Origin of the sequence: Roseovarius arcticus, assembly GCF_006125015.1 — a bacterium.
Classification (GTDB): domain Bacteria; phylum Pseudomonadota; class Alphaproteobacteria; order Rhodobacterales; family Rhodobacteraceae; genus Roseovarius; species Roseovarius arcticus.
Window position 1 is genome coordinate 3,498,437 of sequence record NZ_SZZN01000001.1, and the last position, 23,250, is coordinate 3,521,686.

23 protein-coding genes are annotated in these 23,250 nt (G+C 59.9%); 8 read left to right on the forward strand and 15 right to left on the reverse strand.

All coding sequences use genetic code 11. The features are described from left to right. Positions 1-115 precede the first annotated feature (115 nt). Entirely contained in the window at positions 116-1,012 is an 897-nt protein-coding gene (locus MK6180000_RS16705) for a LysR family transcriptional regulator (protein ID WP_246040560.1), read from the forward strand. 59 nt (positions 1,013-1,071) lie between these two features. On the opposite strand, the gene MK6180000_RS16710 is transcribed toward MK6180000_RS16705, so the two are convergent. The 3 genes from MK6180000_RS16710 to secA all read right to left on the reverse strand — a co-directional run bounded on the left by MK6180000_RS16710 (position 1,072) and on the right by secA (position 6,529). Then, positions 1,072-2,631, reverse strand: a complete 1,560-nt coding sequence (locus MK6180000_RS16710) for a substrate-binding domain-containing protein (protein WP_138935765.1) — start codon at positions 2,629-2,631, stop codon at positions 1,072-1,074. A 23-nt stretch (positions 2,632-2,654) separates the two neighbouring features. Continuing rightward, a complete protein-coding gene (locus MK6180000_RS16715) occupies positions 2,655-3,653 on the reverse strand; it encodes a hypothetical protein (protein ID WP_138935766.1) in 999 nt (332 codons plus the stop codon). A gap of 155 nt (positions 3,654-3,808) precedes the next feature. Then, positions 3,809-6,529, reverse strand: a complete 2,721-nt coding sequence (gene secA / locus MK6180000_RS16720) for a preprotein translocase subunit SecA (RefSeq protein ID WP_138935767.1) — start codon at positions 6,527-6,529, stop codon at positions 3,809-3,811. Between the two features lie 194 nt (positions 6,530-6,723). On the opposite strand from secA, the gene MK6180000_RS16725 reads away from it, so the two are divergent. The 3 genes from MK6180000_RS16725 to MK6180000_RS16735 are packed head-to-tail and all read left to right on the forward strand — an operon-like array spanning position 6,724 to position 9,224. Continuing rightward, a complete protein-coding gene (locus MK6180000_RS16725; RefSeq protein ID WP_138935768.1) occupies positions 6,724-7,593 on the forward strand; it encodes a peptidylprolyl isomerase in 870 nt (289 codons plus the stop codon). A gap of 6 nt (positions 7,594-7,599) precedes the next feature. Beyond that, positions 7,600-8,829, forward strand: a complete 1,230-nt coding sequence (gene argJ, locus MK6180000_RS16730; protein ID WP_138935769.1) for a bifunctional glutamate N-acetyltransferase/amino-acid acetyltransferase ArgJ — start codon at positions 7,600-7,602, stop codon at positions 8,827-8,829. After that, the gene (locus MK6180000_RS16735; RefSeq protein ID WP_138935770.1) at positions 8,826-9,224 is read left to right on the forward strand and encodes a (deoxy)nucleoside triphosphate pyrophosphohydrolase; all 399 of its coding nucleotides are present in this window, start codon (positions 8,826-8,828) and stop codon (positions 9,222-9,224) included. Before argJ ends, MK6180000_RS16735 begins: the two co-directional genes overlap by 4 nt. A 100-nt stretch (positions 9,225-9,324) precedes the next feature. On the opposite strand, the gene infB is transcribed toward MK6180000_RS16735, so the two are convergent. The 5 genes from infB to pip form a co-directional block, all read right to left on the reverse strand. After that, complete coding sequence (infB, locus tag MK6180000_RS16740) at positions 9,325-11,811, reverse strand: translation initiation factor IF-2 (RefSeq protein ID WP_138935771.1); 2,487 nt, start codon at positions 11,809-11,811, stop codon at positions 9,325-9,327. Beyond that, complete coding sequence (locus MK6180000_RS16745; protein ID WP_138935772.1) at positions 11,808-12,440, reverse strand: RNA-binding protein; 633 nt, start codon at positions 12,438-12,440, stop codon at positions 11,808-11,810. The genes infB and MK6180000_RS16745 overlap by 4 nt, the downstream gene beginning before the upstream one ends. Positions 12,441-12,463: 23 nt before the next feature. After that, complete coding sequence (nusA, locus tag MK6180000_RS16750) at positions 12,464-14,074, reverse strand: transcription termination factor NusA (RefSeq protein ID WP_138935773.1); 1,611 nt, start codon at positions 14,072-14,074, stop codon at positions 12,464-12,466. Positions 14,075-14,079: 5 nt separating this feature from the next. After that, positions 14,080-14,661, reverse strand: a complete 582-nt coding sequence (rimP, locus tag MK6180000_RS16755) for a ribosome maturation factor RimP (RefSeq protein WP_138935774.1) — start codon at positions 14,659-14,661, stop codon at positions 14,080-14,082. Between the two features lie 186 nt (positions 14,662-14,847). Then, the gene (pip, locus tag MK6180000_RS16760; protein ID WP_138935775.1) at positions 14,848-15,819 is read right to left on the reverse strand and encodes a prolyl aminopeptidase; all 972 of its coding nucleotides are present in this window, start codon (positions 15,817-15,819) and stop codon (positions 14,848-14,850) included. 49 nt (positions 15,820-15,868) lie between these two features. On the opposite strand from pip, the gene ubiG reads away from it, so the two are divergent. Further along, complete coding sequence (ubiG, locus tag MK6180000_RS16765) at positions 15,869-16,624, forward strand: bifunctional 2-polyprenyl-6-hydroxyphenol methylase/3-demethylubiquinol 3-O-methyltransferase UbiG (RefSeq protein ID WP_138935776.1); 756 nt, start codon at positions 15,869-15,871, stop codon at positions 16,622-16,624. Here ubiG and MK6180000_RS16770 read toward each other — a convergent pair. From MK6180000_RS16770 to MK6180000_RS16785, 4 genes are read right to left on the reverse strand one after another with little or no spacing between them, the layout of a single operon-like run. Then, on the reverse strand, positions 16,621-17,067 hold the full coding sequence (locus tag MK6180000_RS16770; protein ID WP_138935777.1) for a MarR family winged helix-turn-helix transcriptional regulator: 447 nt from the start codon (positions 17,065-17,067) through the stop codon (positions 16,621-16,623). The genes ubiG and MK6180000_RS16770 overlap by 4 nt on opposite strands. Beyond that, positions 17,067-17,897 (reverse strand): carbon-nitrogen hydrolase family protein, encoded by an 831-nt coding sequence (locus MK6180000_RS16775; RefSeq protein WP_138935778.1) that lies wholly within the window; start codon positions 17,895-17,897, stop codon positions 17,067-17,069. The genes MK6180000_RS16770 and MK6180000_RS16775 overlap by 1 nt, the downstream gene beginning before the upstream one ends. Further along, the gene (gene grxC, locus MK6180000_RS16780; protein WP_138935779.1) at positions 17,894-18,151 is read right to left on the reverse strand and encodes a glutaredoxin 3; all 258 of its coding nucleotides are present in this window, start codon (positions 18,149-18,151) and stop codon (positions 17,894-17,896) included. The genes MK6180000_RS16775 and grxC overlap by 4 nt, the downstream gene beginning before the upstream one ends. A gap of 37 nt (positions 18,152-18,188) precedes the next feature. Then, on the reverse strand, positions 18,189-18,926 hold the full coding sequence (locus MK6180000_RS16785; protein ID WP_138935780.1) for a double zinc ribbon domain-containing protein: 738 nt from the start codon (positions 18,924-18,926) through the stop codon (positions 18,189-18,191). A gap of 14 nt (positions 18,927-18,940) precedes the next feature. Between MK6180000_RS16785 and MK6180000_RS16790 the strand changes: the two genes are divergently transcribed. Together MK6180000_RS16790 and hemH are read left to right on the forward strand one after the other, a co-directional pair. Then, positions 18,941-19,756: a class I SAM-dependent methyltransferase gene (locus tag MK6180000_RS16790; protein WP_138935781.1), complete on the forward strand. Its 816-nt coding sequence runs from the start codon at positions 18,941-18,943 to the stop codon at positions 19,754-19,756. A 73-nt stretch (positions 19,757-19,829) separates the two neighbouring features. Next, complete coding sequence (gene hemH / locus MK6180000_RS16795) at positions 19,830-20,897, forward strand: ferrochelatase (protein WP_138935782.1); 1,068 nt, start codon at positions 19,830-19,832, stop codon at positions 20,895-20,897. Between the two features lie 110 nt (positions 20,898-21,007). On the opposite strand, the gene MK6180000_RS16800 is transcribed toward hemH, so the two are convergent. Then, on the reverse strand, positions 21,008-21,196 hold the full coding sequence (locus MK6180000_RS16800; RefSeq protein ID WP_138935783.1) for a hypothetical protein: 189 nt from the start codon (positions 21,194-21,196) through the stop codon (positions 21,008-21,010). Between the two features lie 145 nt (positions 21,197-21,341). Continuing rightward, positions 21,342-21,935, reverse strand: a complete 594-nt coding sequence (locus MK6180000_RS16805) for a L,D-transpeptidase (protein WP_138935784.1) — start codon at positions 21,933-21,935, stop codon at positions 21,342-21,344. 171 nt (positions 21,936-22,106) lie between these two features. On the opposite strand from MK6180000_RS16805, the gene dalA reads away from it, so the two are divergent. After that, positions 22,107-22,625 carry a divisome-associated lipoprotein DalA gene (gene dalA, locus MK6180000_RS16810; RefSeq protein ID WP_138935785.1) on the forward strand — a complete coding sequence of 173 codons (519 nt, stop codon included), beginning with the start codon at positions 22,107-22,109 and terminating at the stop codon, positions 22,623-22,625. A 105-nt stretch (positions 22,626-22,730) separates the two neighbouring features. Here dalA and MK6180000_RS16815 read toward each other — a convergent pair whose 3' ends face one another. Next, a complete protein-coding gene (locus tag MK6180000_RS16815; protein WP_138935786.1) occupies positions 22,731-23,228 on the reverse strand; it encodes a L,D-transpeptidase family protein in 498 nt (165 codons plus the stop codon). Positions 23,229-23,250: the final 22 nt, after the last annotated feature.

Here is a 23,250-nt window from a genome sequence, read left to right on the forward strand (position 1 = left end):
GTTGCATCAAATATCAGGGTTTTGATCGTTTGTTGCCAGCGATAGAGTTGCGAAAGCCGCGTTCTGTTATTGCGAACGGCTTGGTGCCTGCTAATCTTTCCCAATGCGGTATACTTTGGATGAGATCGAAACCTTCCTCGCTGTCATGGAGCTTGGCACCATAACGGCTGCCGCTGCGCGTCTGAATCTATCGAAATCCGTTATCAGCAAGCGTATTTCGGATCTGGAACTTACGCTCGCTACGGCACTGTTTCGCCGCAACGCAGGTCGCATCACACCAACCGAGGCCGCCCAGATGTTGGATGGCCGGTTACGTCCGGCTTTGGCTGAATTGACCGCCGCCACCGAAGGCGCCGCCTGGGGCGGTGCGGGAGACGACATCCTGCGTGGAACGCTCTCGATCGCCGCGCCGATGAGTTTTGGAACGCTTTATCTGTCGCCGATCATTGCCCGCTTTGCGGCGCAAAATCCGGAACTTCACCTTCGCCTCGACTATGACGATCGGGCGCGCGATCTGCTGCATGATGGCTTTGACGTGGCTATTCGCATTGGCCAATTGCGCGACACCGCTCTCATGCAGCGCAAACTTTGTGAGGATGAAACTATCCCCTGTGCCAGCCCTGCCTATCTAGATCGAAATGGGCGGCCGACGTCCTTGGCAGAATTGCGTGATCATCAGGTTATCGGTTACAACCATATGTCGAACGCGCAACTTTGGACGCTCCATGGCAATGTTCCGCCACCACTGCACAGCCGCCTTACGTTGAACAACGGTGAGGCGATCCGCGACATGGCAATCGAAGGACTGGGCATCGCTATCCTGCCCGGCTTTCTCGTGGCGGCTGCCATTTTCCATGGCGTGCTGGAACGTATCTTGCCCGGCATGGAAACACGCCGCTTGCCAATCGCTGCCGTTTGGCCGCCCGTCACGCCGATGCCGCCGAAACTACGTCACTTTGTTGATCACTTGCTTGTTGAGCTTGATGGTGGGCAGCCATGGAAGTTTCACTAACAAGACCTCTAGTACTGCAGGTATATCCGCGCCAAGATGTAGGCCGGATCGGCTGGGCGCTATCTCATCCAAATTTCGACACGGCGATTGGCGCGACGGCCCCATTCGCTGTCATCGCAGGCCATTGGCATCGCTTCACCAAAGGCTTCGGTTTCTATCTTGAGGCGGTCCAGTTGCGCCGTCTCGGCGGAGTGAAGGACCGCATCGCGCACAGCCTTGGCGCGGCGCAGGGCGATTTTGCGGTTCGCGCCCGCTGGACCCTCACCATCGGAAAACCCGACAAAAACCAACTGCCGCCCATCGTAGAAGCCGCTCTCTAGCGCGCGGGCCAGACCATCGACGTTAGAGCGTGACTGCGCGTCCAGCCGGGCAGATCCCGGCTCGAACCGAAAGGTCGTGGTCAGGCGTTTTAGCGGGCTGAGAATCTGTGTCATGCGCTGCAGGTCGCCCAAAGTCACCTCCTGGCCAGCGCGCAGCACGGCGTTGGCAAATCGGTCGCCCTGATCGTTTATCGCAATCTCTTCGGGCAGTTGATCGACGAATCCAGCGCGCCGGATCACGAGCTGCGCGGCAGGCTCACGCGTGAAGGCCAGAAATTCGCGCACCAGCTTGGGCAGGCGGCGGGCCGGCAGATAGAGAAACATGGGCGCGGTCAGGGGGTAATCCTCGGTCTTGACCGCGCGGCGTGTCGCCTGCATCGCAAAGCCGCACTCACCCGTCAGGGCCAACTCGAAGGTCAGCCCCTTTTCCGAGCGGCTTCCAATGCCCAGCGCAAAGGGATCCTGTGACACGGCCTGCGACAGCGCGGCCCCGTCCAAGTGCCGGATTGTTCCGTCCACAAATGCGGTGGCGCCGCCCTGCAACATGCGCCGCTCGGTCGACTGACCGAGGCCGGTCGTGGAGTCATGCAAATGCACCGCGATTGGCGCATCGGCGCCTCCCAATTGCACCCAGTCGGTAATCTCACCCGCCAGCACTTGGGCCAGTTGGGGTGTCGTGATCGTCGTGACCGGATTGCCCGCCGACACCAGCGGCACCAACGCGTCGAGGGCCAGAACCCGGCTGCGCCGCGTGTCCCGCAGATCACCCAGGCCGGCCTCGCGGCCACGGATCGCCTCGCTGCGGGTGACTTCGCGCAGGGACATGACCATATCGGCCTCGCCTGCCAGCAGGTCGGCAAAGCCCTCGTCGGTGTTGGTCAAACGTAGGTAGAAACGCCCGCGCGCCTCGCCGTTGGTGGGATCGGACAGCGTGTAGGCAAAGCTGACGTCGGAGGCATTATCGCGCGCCGCCTCAAGGCCTTGGCGCAGCGCGAATGCCTCAATCAGGGCAGGCATCAGGATATGCCCGATCGTCGGTGCGCCCGATAGGGTGACCTCGGCGACGTACGCGTTGAGGTTTGGGCAACCCGGCCCCTCGCACAGCACCCCCGAGCCATCGACGGTAAGTTCGCCATAGATGGTGTCGACCCGGTAGAATTCACCGTCGAAGCCCAGCAGATCGCCGGTGATAGTGACATCGCCGTCACGCGACGTCAGAGTCACGTCCTGAGCCATGGCAGGCAGGCAGGCCATAAATGGGAAAAGTGCGGCGAAAATCGCCGCACGTATCTGTCTCATCGGTTTGCCCTCGGACGCAGGTGTCAGTTGCGCGCGATGGTGAGGTCATTCAACAGATTTTTCAACACCAGAAAGTCGCCAACCGCATCACATCCCGGCATCATCAGCGTCAGATCCTGCACTTTGAGGGTGCCAGTCGGCTCCATTTGCAGTGCCTGTGCCTCGACATCGCGGTTACAATTAAGCGCTGTCACCTCTGCATCGACCTGTAATGCGACATCACCATCACGGCCCGACATCTGGCTGGGGAAGGTATATATTTCAGCCATCAACGCGTCAGGCTGATCCGCAGCGCCTAGCCGCGTGAGAAAGCCGCGGTCGCCATCTGCAGCGGCTGCGACGTTGCGGCGCGCATTTGCCCATACGTGACCTTCGTCAGAGTAATCTGCACCAAATTCCAGCGCGTGAAGCGTAATGCCTGCATCGCCCTGCCATTGCACAGCGGCGCGCTGATAAAATTCCAAGCTCTCTACATCGGCATTTGCCACGGCGCCCTCGCCATTGGTGAATGCGGCAATAAACACCGCCTTTTTCGTAAGTGCAGGCACCAGCATGGTCGCTTGGCCGCCCTCATCGGTGACTTCCGTAAACATCATGCCATTGTGGTGCAGGGTAAATCGCTCGCCAGGGGCGCATCGGGCGTCCAAGGTCAAGGCAACCATGGCGCCGGGCGCAGGAGCTGCGCTCAGCTCATACTCGCACGCGAGGCTTGGGGCTGGCTCCTCGCTGGGAAGGGCATCAGTCATGACGGCGGCCAGCGCATCGTCAAGCGCTGCCTCGCGGACAGGCTCATCCGGCAGGATTGCAGGCTCCATCGCGGCGGCGGGCGGTTTGGGCACAGACGATGTCAGCGTGATTGACGACAGTTGCAGGGCAGCAGCATCGCGCGGTGCGGCGGGTGTGGGTGCGATTTCTTCCAGCGCGACCGGATCTTTGGTCGTGCGGGATTGCATGAAATGGCCTGCGCCTAGCGCTATGGCCAACGTTCCGCATCCAAGGGCGATCATTTTGATCTTTTGCATCACATACCTCCACACCTGAAAAATAGGCTATGCGGAGGGTCTAGCTGCCGATAAGGGCGCACATGTGGCACAAGCGGGGTCTCATTCGGGCCGCACTATGGCGGCCCGGTGACCAAGGTCATTGCTGTTCCGGCGGGAATTGCTGCGCTGCCTTGTCAGGCAATGCGCCCATGACAATGCTTGAACTTGTTACCCGATCCACAGGGGCAAGCCGTGTTGCGGCTTGGGTTGCCCCATGTCGACTGGTCGCTCTCGTCAAAGCCTTCTAGCGCGGCTTCGGAGGGGGTGTTCGCGGTCTGCTCCCCATCCGGTTGCGGGCTCGCGGCGTCGGTCTGAGCCTTGAGCGCGGCGCGCTCATCCATCATCTGCTGCAGCATTTTTTGCTGGTCTGGCTCGGCCATTGGCTGCACCTGTCCCAGTTTTTGGGTCACATCCTGGCGCAGCGTGTCCAGCATCGTCTCAAACAGGGCGAACGCCTCGTTCTTGTACTCATTCAGAGGGTCGCGCTGTGCGTAGCCCCGAAATCCGACGACGCTGCGCAGATGTTCAAGCGTCAGCAGGTGTTCGCGCCACTTGGCATCAATCGTCTGCAGCAGAAGCTGTTTTTCCACCAAACGCATATTGCCCGGACCGAATGCGACAGCCTTCTTGGCCATCATCTCGTTCGCATTCTTTTCAATCCGTTCGCTGATGTCTTCGTCGTCGACACCTTCCTCTTCGGCCCATGCCTGCACGGGCAGATCCATGTTCAGCTGCTCCATGATGGCTGTGTGCAGCCCGTCCATGTCCCACTGATCGGCGTAGGTTTTCGGTGGCATATATTGATCGACCAGATCGTCAATCACCTCGCCGCGCATGTCCTTGACGATATCGCTCAGATCGTCAGCGCGCATAATGTCGAGGCGCTGCTTAAAGATCACCTTGCGCTGCTCGTTCATCACGTCGTCGAATTTCAGCAGCTGCTTTCGGATGTCAAAGTTGCGACCCTCGACTTTGGCTTGCGCACGTTCCAGCGATTTGTTCACCCACGGGTGAATGATCGCTTCGTCCTCTTTCATGCCAAGGCCCGACAGCACCTTTTCCAATCGCTCCGAGCCGAAAATGCGCATCAGATCGTCGTCAAGCGACAAGAAGAAGGACGATTGGCCAGGATCGCCCTGACGGCCCGACCGGCCGCGAAGCTGGTTGTCAATCCGGCGGCTCTCGTGGCGTTCGGTCGCGAGGACAAAAAGACCGCCGGCGTCGATCACTGCCTGCTCTTCTGCGGCGTGACCGGCCTCGATGCGACCGCGGATTTCTGCCGGATCGCCTTCGGGATCGGCATTGATCGCGTCCATAATCTTGAGCTCGATATTGCCGCCGAGTTTGATGTCGGTACCGCGTCCGGCCATGTTGGTGGCGATGGTCACTGCGCCCAGTTTGCCCGCGTCGCCGACGATCTGCGCCTCTTTTTCGTGCTGGCGCGCGTTCAGGACGTTATGGTCAATCCCCGCATCGGTCAGCAACTGGCTAATCGTTTCCGATTTTTCGATCGATGTGGTGCCGACCAGCGTCGGTTGGCCCTTTTCCTTGGCTTCTTTGATCTCTTCGACCACGGCCTTGTACTTCTCTGCCGTGGTGCGGAATACCGCGTCGTCCTTGTCAACGCGCGCGATGGGCCGGTTCGTTGGCACGGCGATCACGCCTAGGCCGTAAATCTCGGCAAATTCGTCCGCCTCGGTCATCGCGGTTCCGGTCATACCCGATAGCTTGTCATAGAGTCGGAAATAGTTCTGGAACGTTACCTGTGCCAGCGTCACGTTCTCGGGCTGAATGTCAGCGCCTTCCTTTGCCTCAATAGCCTGATGCAGACCGTCGGACAGGCGACGGCCCGACATCATACGGCCGGTAAACTCGTCGATCAGCACGACCTCCGTCCCTCGGACAATGTAGTCTTTGTCTTTTTGGAACAGTTTGTGCGCGCGCAGGCCTTGGTTGACGTGATGCACGATCGTCGTGCTTTCTGGGTCATACAGCGATTGATCTTCGGGCAGCACGCCGCGCTCGACCAGCAGCGTCTCAAGAAATTCGTTACCTTCGTCGGTAAAGGTAACACCGCGGGTCTTCTCATCGACCTTGAAGTGTTCTTCCTTCAGCTCAGGTATTAGCTTGTCTATCGCCAGATACAAATCGCTGCGGTCCTGCGCAGGGCCAGAGATAATCAGCGGGGTGCGCGCCTCATCAATCAAGATGCTGTCGACTTCGTCCACGATAGCATAGTTGTGGCCGCGCTGGTTCATCTGGGTCAACTCGGACTTCATATTGTCGCGCAGGTAGTCAAAGCCCAGCTCGTTATTGGTGGCATAGGTGACATCGCAAGCATAAGCGCGCTGCTTTTCGTCCTCGGGCTGGTTCGGGTAGACGACGCCAGTTGTCATGCCCAGCGCGCCAAATACGGCACTCATCCACTCGGCGTCACGTTTGGCCAGGTAGTCATTGACCGTTACGATGTGCACGCCCTTGCCGCCAAGCGCGTTCAGATATGCAGGGAAGGTCGCGACCAGCGTTTTGCCCTCGCCAGTTTTCATCTCCGAAATATTGCCCTGATGCAGAAAAATGCCGCCCATCAACTGTACGTCAAAGGCCCGCAGACCCAGCGCACGGCGCGCCGCCTCTCGGCAGTTGGCAAAGGCTTCGGGCAGCAGATCGTCCAGCGCCTCGCCTGCCTGTAGGCGGGCACGCAGGTCCTCAGTTTTGGCGATTAAGCCCGCGTCGTCCAGCGTCTCAATCTCAGGCTCCAGCGCATTGATCTTTGCGATCAGTGGCCGCGTCGCCTTGACCAAGCGGTCATTCTGAGTGCCGAAAACCTTACGGGCGACCGTTCCAATACCCAGCATGTTCAATACGTTCCCGTCTTGTGATCTGTTGTGTCTGGCAATGACTTGTCCCGTCAGCGTTGCCACCCTATGTCGGGCGGGGTATCAGCGGGATATGCCTTTAATCCAAAGGCGATGTAAGCTTCCGCTGGCTTAGTGTCAACGTCGCGCACCCTGCGCGGCACCTACCGCCGCAAACTGTGAAGGAATAATATATGTTCGACCGTCTCAAGCCGATCATCACCTCTGCCATGCTGATTGGGGCGCTTGGCGCGTCGCCTCTCCTTGCTGAGGGCGAAACAGGGGACGCACCTAACGCCGACACGGTTGTCGCGACGGTTGCGGGCACCGACATAACGCTGGGCCATATGTTGACCCTGCGCGCGGGCCTGCCCGAGCAGTTTGCGCAGGTTCCTGCCGACGTGCTCTATCCTGGTATTCTGGACCAGTTGATTCAGCAAACCCTGCTGGCGGATGCCCATGATGGCGATTTGTCCCGCCGTGCCGCCCTGTCGCTAGAGAATGAGCGCCGTGCGCTGATCGCCGCCGAAGAAATGGCCGACATCGCCGAAACTGCTGTGACGGATGAGGCTGTCCAGACCTATTTTGACGAGAATTTCCTGAATGGCGAAGCGGTCACCGAGTATAATGCCGCGCACATTCTGGTCGAAACCGAAGAAGAAGCGGCGGCACTGGTAGAAGAGCTAAAAGGCGGCGCTGATTTCGGCGCACTGGCAGAAGAGCATTCCACCGGCCCATCCGGTCCGTCGGGCGGTCAGTTGGGCTGGTTCAGCGACGGCATGATGGTCGAGCCATTCCAAGTAGCGGTTGAGGGTATGGAGCCCGGCAGCGTCAGCGATCCGGTCCAGACGCAATTCGGCTGGCACGTCATCAAACTGGAAGAAACCCGCGCCAAGGACGCCCCCAAGCTGGAGGACGTGCGCGCCGAGATTGAGGACGCACTGCGCCAGCAAGCCATCACGCAGGCCATCACCAAGCTGCAGGGTGAGAACGATGTCGACCGCACCGCCGGCGATGCGATGGACCCCGAAGTGCTGAACCAAATCGACCTGCTGGACGAGTAAGCGCGAATGGCCAAGATCACCTCCGTTTCTCCGCTGGCGCCTGCGGCGTTTCCCGATCTGCCCGTGATCGAGGGGGTCCGGTTTGCCAGCATCGCCGCAGGCGTTCGCTATGCCGGGCGTACAGACGTCATGCTGGCGCACCTCGCGCCCGGCAGCACGGTGGCGGGGGTGTTCACCCGGTCGGCCACACGGTCAGCTCCTGTGCTGGATTGCCAGGCCAAGATCAGTCGGACTGGCAACGAGGGCGCGGCAATCATTGTGAACTCGGGTAATTCTAATGCCTTTACCGGGCGGCACGGCGTGGCATCTGTGCGCGCCGTGACCTCCGGTGTGGCTGAGATACTGGGGCTGCCCGATTATCGGGTGTTCTCCTCCTCCACCGGTGTGATCGGCGAGCCGATGAAGCACGAGAGAATCGTCGCAGTTCTGGGCGAGTTGAGCGCATCGCTGAGCGCGAGCGGCATCGCCGACGCGGCCCGCGCGATTATGACGACTGACACATTCCCAAAAGGATCGTCTACCGAGGTCGAAGTAGACGGCAAGGTCGTGCGTATCGCCGGAATCGCCAAAGGGTCAGGCATGATTGAGCCTGATATGGGCACGATGCTGGTTTATATCTTCACCGACGCCGCTGTGCCGCAACCCGTCTTGCAATCAATGACTGCTGCGCTGAACCGGACGACATTTAACTGCATCACAGTAGATAGCGACACGTCGACCTCCGACACACTCTTGGTAGGCGCGACGGGCGCATCCGGTGTCGCGATTTCCGAGCATTCCATAGGGTTCATGGAGGGGCTGCGCCGCGTCATGCTGGACCTCGCACAACAGGTGGTTCGCGATGGCGAAGGTGCGACTAAACTGGTCGAGATTTCAGTAACAGGCGCAGCCAGCGATGCGGATGCCCACAAACATGCGAAATCAATCGCCAACTCACCCTTGGTCAAAACGGCCATCGCGGGTGAAGACCCAAATTGGGGCCGCATCGTTATGGCCGTGGGAAAATCCGGCGCGCGCGCGGATCGCGATACACTGGCGATCTGGTTTGGCGATATCAAAGTGGCCGAAGATGGCTGGGTCAGCCCCGCCTATGACGAAGACGCAGCGGCAGCCTACCTGAAGCGCCAAGAGCTGGTCATCCACGTCGATCTGGGCCTTGGCGGCGGAACTGCGCGCGTTTGGACCTGCGATCTGACGCATGGCTATATCGACATAAACGCTGACTACCGCTCGTGAAGACCGTCCTTGTATCGGCGGTTGCGCTGATCGACGTGGACGGGCGCGTGCTGCTTGCGCAGCGCCCTAAGGGCAAATCGATGGCAGGCCTTTGGGAGTTTCCGGGCGGCAAGGTGGAGGCGGGCGAGACGCCAGAGGCTGCGCTGATTCGCGAGCTACGCGAGGAGCTTGGCATTGATACATGGTCCAGTTGCCTCGCTCCGCTGACTTTCGCGAGCCATTCTTACGATGATTTTCACCTGCTGATGCCGCTATTCGCCTGCCGCAAATGGGACGGGATTGTTCAGGGACGCGAGGGGCAGGCGCTAAAATGGGTACGGGCGGGCGATCTCAGGGATTATCCGATGCCAGCCGCAGACGTGCCGCTTATCCCAATCCTGCGGGATTGGCTCTGAGGCACAGCGCCTTCGGCAGATTTGGACGCAGACAACGCCTCAGCACAACGAAAGAGGGGCGCCCTGATGGACGCCCCTTTTCATTTGTTGCGGACCCAGATTAATCCAGAGTGCGGACAATCTCTTCGCGCTCGAAGATCTCGATAACGTCGTCGGGCCGGATGTCTTCGTACTTCTCGAAGGCCATACCGCATTCCTGACCAGACGGAACTTCGGCCACTTCATCCTTGAACCGCTTGAGCGTTTTTAGCGTGCCCTCGTGGATCACGACGTCGTCACGCAGCAGGCGCACACCGGCGGACCTGCGGGCAACGCCTTCGGTAATCCGGCAACCGGCCACTTTGCCGACGCCTGTAACCTTGAACACTTCCATGATCTTGGCGTAGCCGATGAACTTTTCGCGGATCTCTGCACCCAAGAGGCCAGAGGCCGCCGCCTTCACGTCGTCCACCAGATCGTAGATGATCGAGTAGTAGCGAATTTCGACACCCTTCTGATTCGCGCTCTGGCGGGCAGGCGCATTGGCACGAACGTTGAAGCCAATAACCGGCGCACCCGACGCTTCGGCAAGGCCGATGTCCGACTCTGTGATCGCACCGACGCCGGAATGAAGGACGCGGACGCGCACCTCGTCGTTGCCGATCTTTTCCAACGCCTGAACGATGGCTTCGGCAGAACCCTGCACATCGGCCTTCATCACAATAGGCATCTCGGCCATATTCTTGTTCTCTTTGGCCTGCAGCATCATCTGGTCCAGCGTCACGGCGGCACCAGCGGCTGCGCGCTTTTCCTTGGCGGCATTGGCACGGTATTCGGCGATCTCGCGGGCCTGCGCCTCGGTCGCAACGACGTTCAGCACATCGCCAGCCTCGGGTGTGCCGCTAAGGCCCAGCACCTCGACTGGAACAGACGGACCAGCCTCCTTGATACGCTTGCCGTGATCATTGATAAGCGCACGCACTTTGCCGAACTGCTGGCCCACGACAAAGATGTCGCCGGTGCGCAATGTGCCTTTCTGGATCAAAACTGTCGCGACAGGGCCGCGGCCGATATCCAACTGTGCCTCAATCACGGCGCCCTCGGCGGCGCGATTCGGGTTCGCCTTCAGCTCAAGGATCTCAGCCTGCAGCGCGATGGCCTCTAGCAGAGTGTCCAGACCTTTGCCCGTCTTGGCGCTGACCTCGACGTCCTGCACGTCGCCCGACATCGCCTCGACGACGACCTCGTGCTGCAGCAGGTCGGTGCGCACTTTTTGCGGATTCGCCTCATGCTTGTCGATCTTGTTGATCGCCACGATCATCGGCACTTTCGCTGCTTTTGCGTGGTTAATCGCCTCAATGGTCTGGGGCATTACAGCATCATCGGCGGCAACCACCAGTACGACGATATCCGTCACCTGAGCGCCGCGCGCACGCATTGATGTAAAGGCTGCATGGCCGGGCGTGTCGAGGAACGACAGAACGGAACCGCTGGCCGTTTTGACCTGATAGGCACCGATATGCTGCGTGATACCGCCCGCTTCGCCGGTCTGCACCTTGGCGTCGCGGATCGCGTCGAGCAGCGACGTCTTGCCGTGATCGACGTGGCCCATGATAGTGATGACGGGCGGGCGCGGCAGCATGTCCTCGGGCTTGTCATGAACCTTGGCGATAACATCCTCCACGTCAGCATCCGACACGCGAACGACGCGGTGGCCGAACTCTTCGATGATCAGCTCGGCAGTGTCGGCGTCGATCGCCTGGTTTTGCGTCACCATCATATCGTTGTTCATTAGCGCCTTGACCACGTCACCGACGCGTTCGGCCATACGCTGGGCCAGCTCGGCGACGACGATGGTCTCGGGCAGTTGCACGTCGCGAATGATCTTTTCACGCTCTTGGGTGCCGCCCATTGCCTTCTGGCGGGCGCGCTCCTGTTTGCGCTTCATAGCGGCCATGGATTTCTGGCGGCCACCTTCGCCGCCCGACAGGGCCTGATTCAGCGTAAGCTTGCCCGAGCGACGATTGTCGTCACCCATGCCCTTGCCCTTTGTCGGGCGCTTTTGCTCGGTGTCGCGATCCTGCTTGCGCGGGGCCGACGACGGCGCAGGGCCGCGCGGCGCGGCGCGCGCGCCTTCGGGTTCGGACGAGGGTGTAGCGGCGACCTGTTTGGCCTCATCGGCCTCGCGGCGCTGGCGCTCGTCCTCATCGGCCTTAGCCTTGAGCGCGTCGACACGCTCTTTCTCTTCGCGTTCTTTGGCCTCGGCTTCTTCGCGGCGACGCTGGCGATCTTCTTCGCGTTCTTTTTCTTCGGCCTCGCGGCGCAGAGCGTCCTCGCCCTCGCGCGCCTTCGCAGCCTGAAGCGCCTTCATACGGCGTTCCATCTCGGCATCCGAGATGCCAGCAGGCCGCTTGGACGGGTCGCTAATAGGGGCAGGTTTACCTGCGCCAGCCATGTTGCCCGCACCCGGTTTGGGCACAACAACGCGCTTACGCTTGGTTTCCACCACGACGTTCTTGGTCCGGCCATGGCTGAAGCTTTGCTTCACACTGCCCGCACGCGGACCGCCACTGACACCCAATGTCTTTTTACCGTCGTTGTCGCTCATGAGGTCTTCTTTCCTTTCCGATGGCCGTTGCCATCGTCCGAAACGCGCAGGCCTTTCAGCCTTGCCGCTTCCTCTACAACACGTTGCGTCAAACCGCCAGCGCCCAGTGCCGCGTGGATCGTCGTTTGGCGCCCGAAGGCCTGGCCCAGCTCATCGGCGGTCAGCCACCCGATGAAAGAGCCGTAATGCGGCGTGCTAAGCTTGGATTTCCCACGCTCGGACCCGTCGCTGGCCTGTATAAGTACTTCAGCCTCTTCTTTATCGAGGCTACTCTTGACCTTTTCGTAACCCGACACGGCACGCCCGCCTTTGCGCGCGAGGCTGATCAGATTGATCACCCGCTGTGCCAACAGCTTTTCGACCCAATTGGTCAAACCGTCTGGCACCTGAACAGGCTGCTTCGCGGCGCGGGCGAACAAGCCTTTGCTCGCCGCTTTGTCCAATGCGGCCCGGTCCGCAGATACCCAGATGCCACGGCCCGGCAGCTTCTCCATCAGGTCGGGGGCGACCTGACCATCTGGCCCAATCACGAACCGGATCAGGCCAAACTTCGGCTGCACTTCGCCCGTGGCGATGCATTTACGCTCTGGACCATCACTTTGGTCTTTGGAATGCCCACCGCGTCCCATCAGGTTCTTTCCGAGGCCTGCAATCAGGCCTCGGCTTCCTCTTCTGCTTCGCCGTCGTCAGTAGCGCCTGCCATCTCGGTCGGATCGACCCAGCCCAGCATAACACGCGCAGTCATAACCATGTTCTGCGCTTCTTCCAATGATACGTCGAAGGGCTCCAGAAGACCGTCGTCCTTGATGCGCTCGCCGTCTTGCACGGTCCAACCGCCGGCAAGCTCCCAATCGGCGCAGGTTGCGAAATCTTCCAGCGTCTTTACGCCATCCTCGGCCAGCGCCAACACCATTTGGGGTGTCAGACCCTCAAATTCAATAAGGCTGTCCTCGACGCCCATCTCGCGCGCCTTGTCCAGTGCGGCTTTGGCCTTGGCCTCCAGTATGTCGCGGGCGCGAGCCTGCAGTTCCTTGGCTGTGTCGTCGTCGATACCATCGATGACCATCAGCTCGTCCAGATCGACATATGCGACCTCTTCGAGATTGGTGAAACCTTCGGACACCAGCAGCTGGGCAAAGAACTCGTCCAGATCTAGATTCTCCATGAAGAGGCCAGTGCGCTCTTCGAATTCTTTTTGGCGCCGCTCGCTATCCTCGGCCTCGGTCATGATGTCGATGTCCAGACCGGTCAGCTGGCTGGCCAAACGCACGTTCTGGCCGCGGCGGCCAATGGCAAGGCTCAGTTGCTCTTCTGGTACGACGACGTCGATCTTGCCAGCTTCTTCGTCAAGAACGACCTTGGTCACCTCAGCAGGCTGAAGCGCGTTGACGAGGAATGTCGGCTGATCGTCATTCCACGGAATAATGTCGATCTTTTCGCCCTGAAGCTCGTTGACGACGGCCTGAACACGGCTGCCGCGCATACCAACGCAGGCACCGACGGGGTCGATACTGCTATCATAGCTGATGACGGCGATCTTGGCGCGGCTGCCCGGGTCGCGGGCAACTGCTTTGATCTCGATGATGCCGTCATAGATTTCGGGCACTTCCATCTTGAACAATTCGGCCATGAATTCAGGCGCTGTGCGCGACAGGAAGATCTGCGGCCCGCGCTGCTCGCGGCGCACATCCTTGATGTAGCAGCGGATACGGTCGTTCGGACGGTACGCCTCGCGGCCGATTTTCTCATTGCGGCGCAGAATTGCCTCGCCGCGGCCCACATCCACGATGACGTTGCCATACTCTTCGCGCTTGACCAGACCGTTGATGATAGTGCCGGCGCGGTCTTTGAATTCCTCGTACTGACGGTCACGCTCGGCTTCGCGAACCTTTTGCAGGATCACCTGCTTGGCCGATTGTGCAGCGATACGGCCCATCTCGACGGGGGGCACTTCTTCGATGAATTCCTGCCCAATTTCCGGGTCGGCCATGTATTGCTTGGCCTGCTCGACGGTGAATTCGGCCTGATAATTTTCGACCTCGTCATCGGCGACCACGGTGCGAACGCGGGTAAATGTCGCGCGACCTGTTTTGCGGTCAATCGACACGCGAATGTCCATTTCAGCGCCGTAGCGCGATTTGGCAGCACGCGAGAGCGATTCTTCCATCGCCTCGACCACCAGACCGGGGTCGATCATTTTTTCGCGTGCGACAGCTTCGGCTGTTTGAAGCAGTTCAAGCTGGTTTGCGGATGTAATTGCCATGGATTTCAGTCCTCCTCAGAACCGGTATCAGTCTGGATTTCGTCAAACTCGGTTTCATCAATGTCAGTTTCGCCCGCCGCCTTACGTTGGCGCAGCATTTCCTTGATCAGCTCGTCGGTCAGGACCAGCTTGGCGTCGGCGAGCCAATCAAATTGCAGGCCGATAGTGCCTTCCTCAACGTTAATCAGTACTTCGTTGCCCTCAACGCCCGCGAGCATCCCCTTAAAGCGTTTGCGGCCATCGATCAGATCATTCGTCTCAATCTTAGCCTCATAGCCCTCGAACGCCGCGAAATGCTTGAGCATTGTGAGGGGCCGGTCAATACCGGGGCTGCTGACTTCCAGCGTGTAGGCCTCGGCCAGCGGGTCCTCAACGTCAAGGGTTGCGCTGACGGCGGTGCTGATACGGGCGCAATCGTCCACTTCGATACCGCCCTCGGGCCGCTCGGCCATGATTTGCAGCGTATGATACTTGCCACCCATCAGCCGCACGCGCACCAGATCGAATCCCATATCCTCGATCACCGGTGTGATGATCTCGGCCAGGCGGCGGTCGATGGCGGCTTTGGCGATAAGGTCGTTGGTCATGGCAATCAGGTCTGTCTCTTTCGGGGTCGTGGCCTGAGGTGGCCCTCAAGCACAAAAAAACGGGCGCGCGGCCCGTTGAATTATCCGGTGGTGCGTTTTGGTGTGGACCCGAAACGCGCCGCTATTAATGGGGATATAGCGAGGGGGGCGACTGGATGCAAGCGGATTGCCACGGGCCTTCGGCGATTACCCGCGTTTGAGCCCGTCCATCACGCTTACCAGTTCCGCGCTGATGCCCGGCTCAGACAGGGCGTGGCCGGCGACGGGGATCATGTGCAGGCGGCTGCCAGACCAAGCATTTGACAGCTTGTACGCCGTGGCGGGCGGGCAAATCATATCGTAGCGGCCCTGCACGATGGTGCCGGGGATACCCGCCAGCTGTGCCATGTTGTCCATGATCCAGCCGTCATGCGTCAAAAATCCAGCATTGGTGAAATAGTGATTTTCAAGCCTAGCAAAAGCGCGGGCGTACTCAGCCGGGCTATCGCCACCAACCCCGGAGGAGCGGACGGTCGCGAGCGCATTTTCCCAACCACTCCACGCACGCGCATGCAGTACCTCGGTATGGCTGTCGCCCGAAAACAGGCGTTTATGATAGGCTGCGATCATATCGCCGCGTTCTGCCTCAGGGATGAGGCTTTCGAATCGCGCCCATGTTTCTGGCCAGAAGCGACCTGCGCCGCCACCATAGAACCAATCCAGTTCAGCCTGGGTCATGGTAAAGACGCCGCGCAGCACCAGATGCACGCACCGCTCGGGATGCGTGATACCGTAAATCAGCGCCAGCGTCGCGCCCCAGCTGCCGCCAAAAACGATCCACCGCTCAATGCCCATTGTGGTGCGTATCAGCTCGATGTCATCCACCAGATGCCAAGTTGTATTCGCCTCGACCGAGGCGTGCGGCTTGGACCGTCCACAGCCGCGCTGATCGAACAGAATAATCCGGTAAACAGCGGGGTCGAAATAGCGCCGCATCGCAGGGCTGCATCCGCCGCCGGGGCCGCCGTGGAATACGACAACAGGCGCGCCGTCTGGGTTACCCGACTGCTCGACATAGACCTCGTGGCCGTCGCCTACGTCCAGCATCCGGCGGTCAAACGGCTCGACCGGGGGATATAGATACTGCACTGCGTTTTTTGCTCCCGCGATTTTATCCATGATCGTCCTATGTTAAGCCGCAACATAATTGAACATACGGGAGGGCGGAATGCAAAGGGCAGCATCCACGATAGACGAAGGCGAAGTCGCCAAGTTTCAGGCTATGGCCGAGGAGTGGTGGGATCCCGCTGGCAAGTTCAAGCCTCTGCACATGATGAACCCTTGCAGACTGGACTATATCACCCGCCAGATTGCAGCCGAGTTTGAACGTGACCTTGGCACAGATGCGCCCTTCAAGGGTCTACGCATCCTCGATATCGGATGCGGTGGCGGCCTGCTGGCCGAGCCTATGGCGCGTCTGGGCGCGGAGGTCGTCGGCGCAGACGCGGCCGAGCGGAACATTCCCGTCGCGCAGGTCCATGCCGAGCAATCGGGCCTGAAAATCGACTATCGCCACACAACAGCCGAGGCGCTAGCAGAGGCGGGCGAGCAATTCGATGCCGTACTGAACATGGAAGTGGTGGAGCATGTGTCAGATCCACTCGCCTATCTGACCGCCTGCCGGGAGTTGCTCAAACCTGGCGGGCTGCAAATCTGCTCGACCCTCAATCGCAACCCAAAGAGCTACGTTATGGCGATCATCGGCGCCGAACATGTGATGCGCTGGCTGCCTAAGGGCACCCATGACTGGTCTAAATTCATCACGCCTGACGAGTTATATGATCTGCTGCGTCAGGCTGGTCTGGAGCCGGTAGATCGCAAAGGGTTTGTTTTTAACCCGGTCAGCTGGAGATGGTCCGTCTCAGATCGAGATCTTAGCGTGAATTACGTCACTGCCAGCCGCAAACCGGGCAACTCCAGCTAGGCATCAGGCTCTAGCCGGGCGCGCAGACTGCGCAGCACGGGCAGGGCGGCGCGCACTTTGCTTTCGCCCAGTTCGGCCACGACCTCGGAGATTAGCGGCGTTATCGACGATATCGCCGCCTCGCGCGCCGTGCGGCCCGCCGGGCTAATCGACACGCGCTTGCGCCGGGCATCGTCCCAATCAGGCCGGATATGGACGTATCCGGCCCATTCCAGCTTTTGGAGCGTATTGGTCATCGCGCCGCGTGTGACATGAAAACTCTTGGCAAGCTCTCCCGGGCTCCGCTCCGCTCCCGCGCGTGCCAGATGGTTTAGCACCGAGAAATGCGACACCTCCATCCCCTTGGGCAGAACCCGCGCCAGTTGATTACGGATCAACTGATCGTTCGTCAGGATCTCGCTAAAAAGCGCAACGGCTAAGGCATTTGTGGGCGTATCTTCCATCAGGGGCCGCCGAACGTTGGGTCATGCATCATCGCAGGGATGCGCTGTCGCGCTTGTGCCACCTCATTCATGTCCAGATCAACGTAAATCACCCCCGGTTCGGTGCCGCCGTCGGCCAGCACCTCGCCCCACGGCGATACCGCTAGGCTGTGCCCGAAGGTCTGACGCGGCTTTCCTGCGCTCGCCGCATGCGTACCGGTCTGCGCGGGGGCTAGCACGTATGCGCCCGTCTCTATCGCGCGGGCGCGCAGCAAGGTGTGCCAATGCGCAGCGCCCGTTACAGGCGAAAACGCGGATGGCACGGTGAGTATTCCAGCGCCGTTCTGCGCCAAATTGCGGTAGAGGTGCGGAAAACGGACGTCGTAGCAAATGGTCATGCCCATGCGGCCCCAAGGCGTGTCCGCCAAAACCGCCTGAGCGCCGGGGCGATAGCCTGCTGATTCCCGATAGCTTTCGGTGTCGCTGATCGTAACGTCGAACATGTGTATCTTGTCATAGCGCGCCTTGATACCACCATCCGGTCCGATCAGGAACGAGCGGTTGGCAAACCGCCCGTCCGCATCGCCCGTTTTTATGCAGAGCGATCCGATCAGCAGCCAGATGCCCCGCGACGCCGCCAGATCGCAAAGCGCGGCGAGGGTGATGTCATCCTCCTCGCGCGTCAGCACTTCTTGCTGCCGCGCGCGGCTGGCCGAAACGCAATTGGTCACTTCAGGCGTAAGGATCAGCTGCGCCCCGGCATCTGCCGCGCGATGCACCAGAGCCGCTGTTACAGCGAGGTTGGCGGCAGGATCATCGCTGCTGCACAACTGGATTAGCGCGGCCTTCATGCCGCTAGCAGCGCGTCCAGCTTATTAGCGCGCTCCAGCGCATACAGCTCATCGCAGCCGCCGATATGGATATCACCTACAAAGATTTGCGGCACGGTGCGACCGCCTTCGGCGCGCTTTGTCATTTCGGCCCGCTTTGCTGGCTGCGCGGCAATGTCGATCTCGGTGAAAGTGACGCCTTTCTGCGACAGCAACCGCTTGGCCGCGTGGCAAAAACCGCAGAGCGGCGAGGTGTAGATGTCGACAGGCTTCATGGGCGGCGTTCCTTAAATTCAGATGGTCCCCCTGAATTTAGGCATCCTTGGCCGCGCGCGCCAGTACCAGAATGTCTACATTCGCCGCGCCGGCCGCGCGGCACGCCTCTGCGGCGGCGGCGAGGGTCGCGCCCGAGGTCATGACGTCGTCCACCAACAGAACGGGTCGCCCCGACAGGCGGTGGCGCCGCTTTGGGTGCACCTTGATCGTGCCCTCCATCGTGGCAAAACGGGCATCCCGGCCTAGTCCGCCCAAGGATGGCGTAGCACGCGGACGGACCAACAAATCGGGGCACACGGCGCGATCTACCTCGCGGGCCAGCGCATGCGCCAGCAGCGCCGATTGATTATATCGCCGCTTCAACAGGCGCAGCCAGTGCAGCGGCACAGGCGCGATCAGCGTATCTGGTCTGAGCAAAGGAAGCGCCGCGCGCGCCATCCAGGACGCAGCCGGACCCGCCATATCGTGCCGATCACCATGCTTCAGTCGCAGAACCATCTTGCGACCATTACCGTCATATATCAGCGCCGCGCGCCCTCTGTCCCAGGGACGCCGCACAGTGAGGCATTCGTCGCAACTTAGCACATCGTCTGGTGCGTCAGGCCCAGACGGCAGCGGAACCCCGCACAGATTGCACACCTGCCCCGCGATGAACGGCGTGTCGCGCCAGCAAGGGCCGCACAGTCCGAAATCACTGTCGACCAAGCCACCGCAAAAGGTGCATCGCGAGGGGTAGACCAGCCGAATGGCCGATTGAACATAAGCCGCCTTCATCTATATGTCCCCTCATGACAGCTATTCTTACCGACCGCACCGCACTAGCGCGCCAGCGCGCCCGCGCCGCCGCCGCGCCCGCGCTATTCCTGCATGAGGCGGCAATCGCTGAGGTGCATGATCGTCTGGCGATGGTTAATAAATCCTTTACCGCGCCGAGTATCGTGACTGGCTGGCCCGCGCCGTGGCGCGCCGCATTTCCAGATGCCCTGATCGCGCCCGACGACGACACTCTGGCACTCGTGCCGGGCGCGCATGATCTGGTTATTCACGCACTGTCGCTGCACTGGGCCAATGATCCGGTAGGCCAGCTGATCCAGGCGCGCCGCGCGCTGCGCCCAGATGGGCTATTTCTAGGCGTCATGCCCGGCGGCACGACACTGCATCAGCTGCGCGCCAGCTTGGCGCAGGCCGAGGCTGAGGTGACGGGCGGTCTGTCACCGCGTGTTGCCCCCACGGGCGAGGTGCGCGATCTGGGCGGGTTGCTGCAACGCGCAGGCATGACCATGCCCGTCGTCGACAGCGTCCCGCTGAGTGCCAGCTATGCCAGCATGATCGCGCTGCTGCACGATTTGCGCGCCATGGGCGAGGGCAACGCGATGGAGGCACGGCCACGCCATTTCGCACGGCGCGCCGTATTCGACCGCGCGTCACAGATTTACGCCGAGAATTTCGCAGGGCCAGATGGCCGGATCAAGGCGACCTATGATCTGATATTTCTCACCGGATGGTCGCCCGACGCCTCGCAGCCACAGCCGCTGCGCCCCGGCTCGGCCACGACGCGGCTAGCCGATGCCCTGAACACTGATGAAACCAAGCTGCCCGATTGACCACCATGTTGATTCGCTTATGTCCGCTGGCAAGGCGGCACTATCCGCGCGCATGACAAAGGACCGATAGCCCATGACACAGCCAGCCAGCGATGCCACCTGCCCCGCCCACGCGCCCAAAAACCACCCGGCGATTCCGCGCGAAAAAATCGGTGTCCTTTTGGCCAATCTGGGTACGCCCGATGCCACCGATTACTGGTCGATGCGGCGCTATCTGAACGAGTTTTTGTCTGACCGCCGCGTGATCGACTATGCGCCATGGAAATGGCAACTGCTATTGCAGCTGATCATCCTGACCAAGCGGCCATTCACAAGCGGCAAGGCCTATAAATCCATCTGGAACGAGGAGCTGGACGAGAGCCCGCTAATGACTATCACGCGTGACCAGACGGGCGCCCTTCGCACTGCGCTCACAGCCGAATATGGGGACGACATCATGGTCGACTTCTGCATGCGCTACGGCAATCCATCGACCAAATCCAAAGTTCGCGAGATGACAGAGGCAGGCTGCACGCGCATTCTGTTTTTCCCGCTCTATCCGCAGTATGCCGGCGCTACGTCAGGCACGGCAAACGATCAGTTCTTTCGCGCGTTGATGGATGAGACACGCCAGCCCGCCGCGCGCACCGTGCAGCCTTACTTCGACCATCCCGAATATATTGATGCGCTCGCACGCTCTATCGAGACGGCCTATGCGGGCGACATTAATCCCGAAATCCTGATCGTATCCTATCACGGCATGCCCAAGCGCTATCTGATGCAAGGCGACCCCTACCATTGCCAATGCCAAAAAACGACGCGCCTGCTAAAGGAACGGCTGGGCTGGACCGATACCCAGATCACGACCACGTTCCAATCGGTGTTTGGCCCAGAAGAATGGCTACAGCCCTATACCGTAAAGGAGGTTGCGCGTCTCGCCAAGGAGGACGGCAAGCGCCGCATCGCGGTGGTTGCGCCCGCCTTTTCCGCTGACTGCATCGAAACACTGGAGGAGATTAATGAGGAGATCCGCGAGAGCTTTGAGCATGCGGGCGGCGAGGAGTTTACGTACATCCCCTGCCTGAACGACAGCCCGGCCCATATCGAGGCGCTGGCCCATGTGATCCGCGAGAATTTGCAAGGGTGGGCGAGCAGATCATAGCCCAAAGAAAAAGGCGCTGAAACCCATAGGTTCAGCGCCTTTCACGTGTCTGCAAATCAGACTGGCAGCATCTGAGGCAGTCCGTAATGCAAACCTGCCTCTAAACGCTATTAGTCGGCTGCGATGACAGCTGCGACGATCGCCAGCAGAACCAGCGGAACCCAAACGCCAGCGGACGACGAGCTTGCGTTTGTTTCTTCGACGATGACGGGCGCTTCCATCATAGGCGCTTCCATGTTGCCAGCGAAGGCGGTGGAAGCAGCGGCGGACAGAGCAGCGGCGAGAACGATTTTTTTCATAGTATCCTCCAGAAAATTAGCGTGACATCGCATTTGCGACGACAGGCACCCAAGACGTTTACCTCGTGTCAATTCTTCAAACAGCAAATTTCCGTGATAGCAATTGTAACTTTGCCAATATGTCGCACTTCGCGCACCGATATCGTCAAATAAGCAACACTTGCGTGCCGACCTTTGCAAAGCTGAACAGCTCTGAAATGTGCTCATTATAAAGGCCGATGCACCCATTGGACGACTTGCGCCCGATCTTGCGCGCGTCATGAGTGCCGTGAATACGGTAGTACTTCCATCCCAGATAGAGCGCATGCGTACCCAGCGGATTGTCTGGCCCGGGCGGCACATATCGGGGCCAGTCCGGATTGCGTCTGAGCATATTTGCGGTGGGTGACCAGCTGGGGCCTACGACCTTGCGGGTGATGCTGGTGCGGCCCCGGCGTGTCAGATCCTCAGACAATGGAACTGACGACGGGTATAGCTTGTAGGTGCGGCCATCCCCGCTCCAGTAGTGCAGGACCCGCGAATCAATATCCACTAAAATGGCGCCGTTCCTGAGGCTTTTGAAATACGGCTGCCATGTCATTGAGCGAAAACTGGAGATGTTGCGACGCGTGCTGGCCGTGATATCACGCTCCATTTCGATTCCGTCGATCGTCTGCGCGAACGTGGGCGTGCCGATTACGGCGGCAGCACCGGCGAGAAAACCACGTCTATTCAACGGCTTGAGTATGTTATCGGTCATGAATATCTCCACGGCGAGCGGTTTGCCCAGAATGGCGTCGATCATATGGCGCGAAAGTCGCAGTCGCAATTCAAACAATGCCGCGCGGCGAAGTTCGGATCATGTGGGTTTGAATCGCAACGCCCGGCACTGTAGGGATTGGCAAAACAATAATTCTGGATGGTTTTACCCATGTCGCGCATTCTGGTTCTTCTCGTCTCTGCCCTTCTTGCCCTCTCTGCCTGCGCTCCGCCCGCCCCGCTGCAGCCGCAAATCGGCGCCGACGGCAAGCCTCTGCCAAAGGTTTATCGCATCCGCTCAGGCGACTCTTCGGCCATCCAGTTTCGGATGCTCGACTCGGTCAATTCGCTGCGCAGCGCCGCGGGCCGCCAGCCCGTCCAGCTGAACGCACAGCTGAACGCAGCCGCTGCAACCCATTCGCGCGATATGGCGGTACAGAATCGGCCTTGGCATTTCGGCTCGGACGGCTCATCGCCGATCGACCGGATTGTACGTGTGGGATATACAGGCGGCCTCATTGGCGAAAACATCTCCGAGACGTACGAGACAGAGCTTGAGACGCTTGCCGCATGGATGGACGACAGCAGCACTCGCAAGATTATCCTGTCGCCCAATGCCAGAAACCTCGGATTTTCCTGGCTCCAAGAAGACAGCGGCAAGATCTGGTGGACATTGGTGATGGGCAGCTAAGCGCCACTCTCGCTGTTTAGAAGAAACGAAAAAGCGCCGGGATGGATCTACTCCACCCCCGGCGCTTTTACTTATGTGCTACCGTCCCAGCATTAGGCTGCGTCATCAGGGCTGGATCGTGATTGGCGTGCCGTCCCTCACCATCGCATAGATCCACTCAATCTCTTTGTCTTTCACGGCGATACATCCCGCAGTCCAATCTTGGCCATTACGCCCTTTGAAGGCGTTGGGCTGGCCGTGGATAAAGATGTCGCCGCCCGGGCTTTTGCCGCGGGCATGTGCCTGCGCACGGTCGAATGCGTTGGGATATGAGATGCCTATCGACAGATGGAATTTGCTGTTGGGATTGCGGCGGTCGATCAAATAGGTGCCCTCGGGCGTGCGTCCGTCGCCCTCTTCGCCCTTATGACCAGCGGGGGCAAAACCCAGATCGAAATCATAATCTTCCAGCACCCGGTTATGATGCAAGAGGTACATTTTGCGCTCGGTCTTGTTGACCACCACATGCGTGACCTGGGGGCCTTTGTATGTCTTGAACTTGGAGCCGCAGGCCGAAAGGCCCACGATCATCAGCATGATCGCCATTAATTTGAAAAGTTTCATATGCCCTACTCGATGTTTTTTT

Bases quoted from the DNA above. Each gene is read 5' to 3' on its own strand.
- MK6180000_RS16805 (WP_138935784.1), bottom strand. From the start codon at position 21,935: ATGACCGATAACATACTCAAGCCGTTGAATAGACGTGGTTTTCTCGCC.
- MK6180000_RS16770 (WP_138935777.1), bottom strand. From the start codon at position 17,067: ATGGAAGATACGCCCACAAATGCCTTAGCCGTTGCGCTTTTTAGCGAG.
- grxC (WP_138935779.1), bottom strand. From the start codon at position 18,151: ATGAAGCCTGTCGACATCTACACCTCGCCGCTCTGCGGTTTTTGCCAC.
- nusA (WP_138935773.1), bottom strand. From the start codon at position 14,074: ATGGCAATTACATCCGCAAACCAGCTTGAACTGCTTCAAACAGCCGAA.
- MK6180000_RS16745 (WP_138935772.1), bottom strand. From the start codon at position 12,440: ATGGGACGCGGTGGGCATTCCAAAGACCAAAGTGATGGTCCAGAGCGT.
- rimP (WP_138935774.1), bottom strand. From the start codon at position 14,661: ATGACCAACGACCTTATCGCCAAAGCCGCCATCGACCGCCGCCTGGCC.
- dalA (WP_138935785.1), top strand. From the start codon at position 22,107: ATGTCGCGCATTCTGGTTCTTCTCGTCTCTGCCCTTCTTGCCCTCTCT.
- pip (WP_138935775.1), bottom strand. From the start codon at position 15,819: ATGGATAAAATCGCGGGAGCAAAAAACGCAGTGCAGTATCTATATCCC.
- MK6180000_RS16775 (WP_138935778.1), bottom strand. From the start codon at position 17,897: ATGAAGGCCGCGCTAATCCAGTTGTGCAGCAGCGATGATCCTGCCGCC.
- MK6180000_RS16790 (WP_138935781.1), top strand. From the start codon at position 18,941: ATGACAGCTATTCTTACCGACCGCACCGCACTAGCGCGCCAGCGCGCC.
- secA (WP_138935767.1), bottom strand. From the start codon at position 6,529: ATGCTGGGTATTGGAACGGTCGCCCGTAAGGTTTTCGGCACTCAGAAT.
- infB (WP_138935771.1), bottom strand. From the start codon at position 11,811: ATGAGCGACAACGACGGTAAAAAGACATTGGGTGTCAGTGGCGGTCCG.
- MK6180000_RS16815 (WP_138935786.1), bottom strand. From the start codon at position 23,228: ATGAAACTTTTCAAATTAATGGCGATCATGCTGATGATCGTGGGCCTT.
- MK6180000_RS16710 (WP_138935765.1), bottom strand. From the start codon at position 2,631: ATGAGACAGATACGTGCGGCGATTTTCGCCGCACTTTTCCCATTTATG.
- MK6180000_RS16785 (WP_138935780.1), bottom strand. From the start codon at position 18,926: ATGAAGGCGGCTTATGTTCAATCGGCCATTCGGCTGGTCTACCCCTCG.
- hemH (WP_138935782.1), top strand. From the start codon at position 19,830: ATGACACAGCCAGCCAGCGATGCCACCTGCCCCGCCCACGCGCCCAAA.
- MK6180000_RS16725 (WP_138935768.1), top strand. From the start codon at position 6,724: ATGTTCGACCGTCTCAAGCCGATCATCACCTCTGCCATGCTGATTGGG.
- argJ (WP_138935769.1), top strand. From the start codon at position 7,600: ATGGCCAAGATCACCTCCGTTTCTCCGCTGGCGCCTGCGGCGTTTCCC.
- ubiG (WP_138935776.1), top strand. From the start codon at position 15,869: ATGCAAAGGGCAGCATCCACGATAGACGAAGGCGAAGTCGCCAAGTTT.
- MK6180000_RS16715 (WP_138935766.1), bottom strand. From the start codon at position 3,653: ATGCAAAAGATCAAAATGATCGCCCTTGGATGCGGAACGTTGGCCATA.
- MK6180000_RS16800 (WP_138935783.1), bottom strand. From the start codon at position 21,196: ATGAAAAAAATCGTTCTCGCCGCTGCTCTGTCCGCCGCTGCTTCCACC.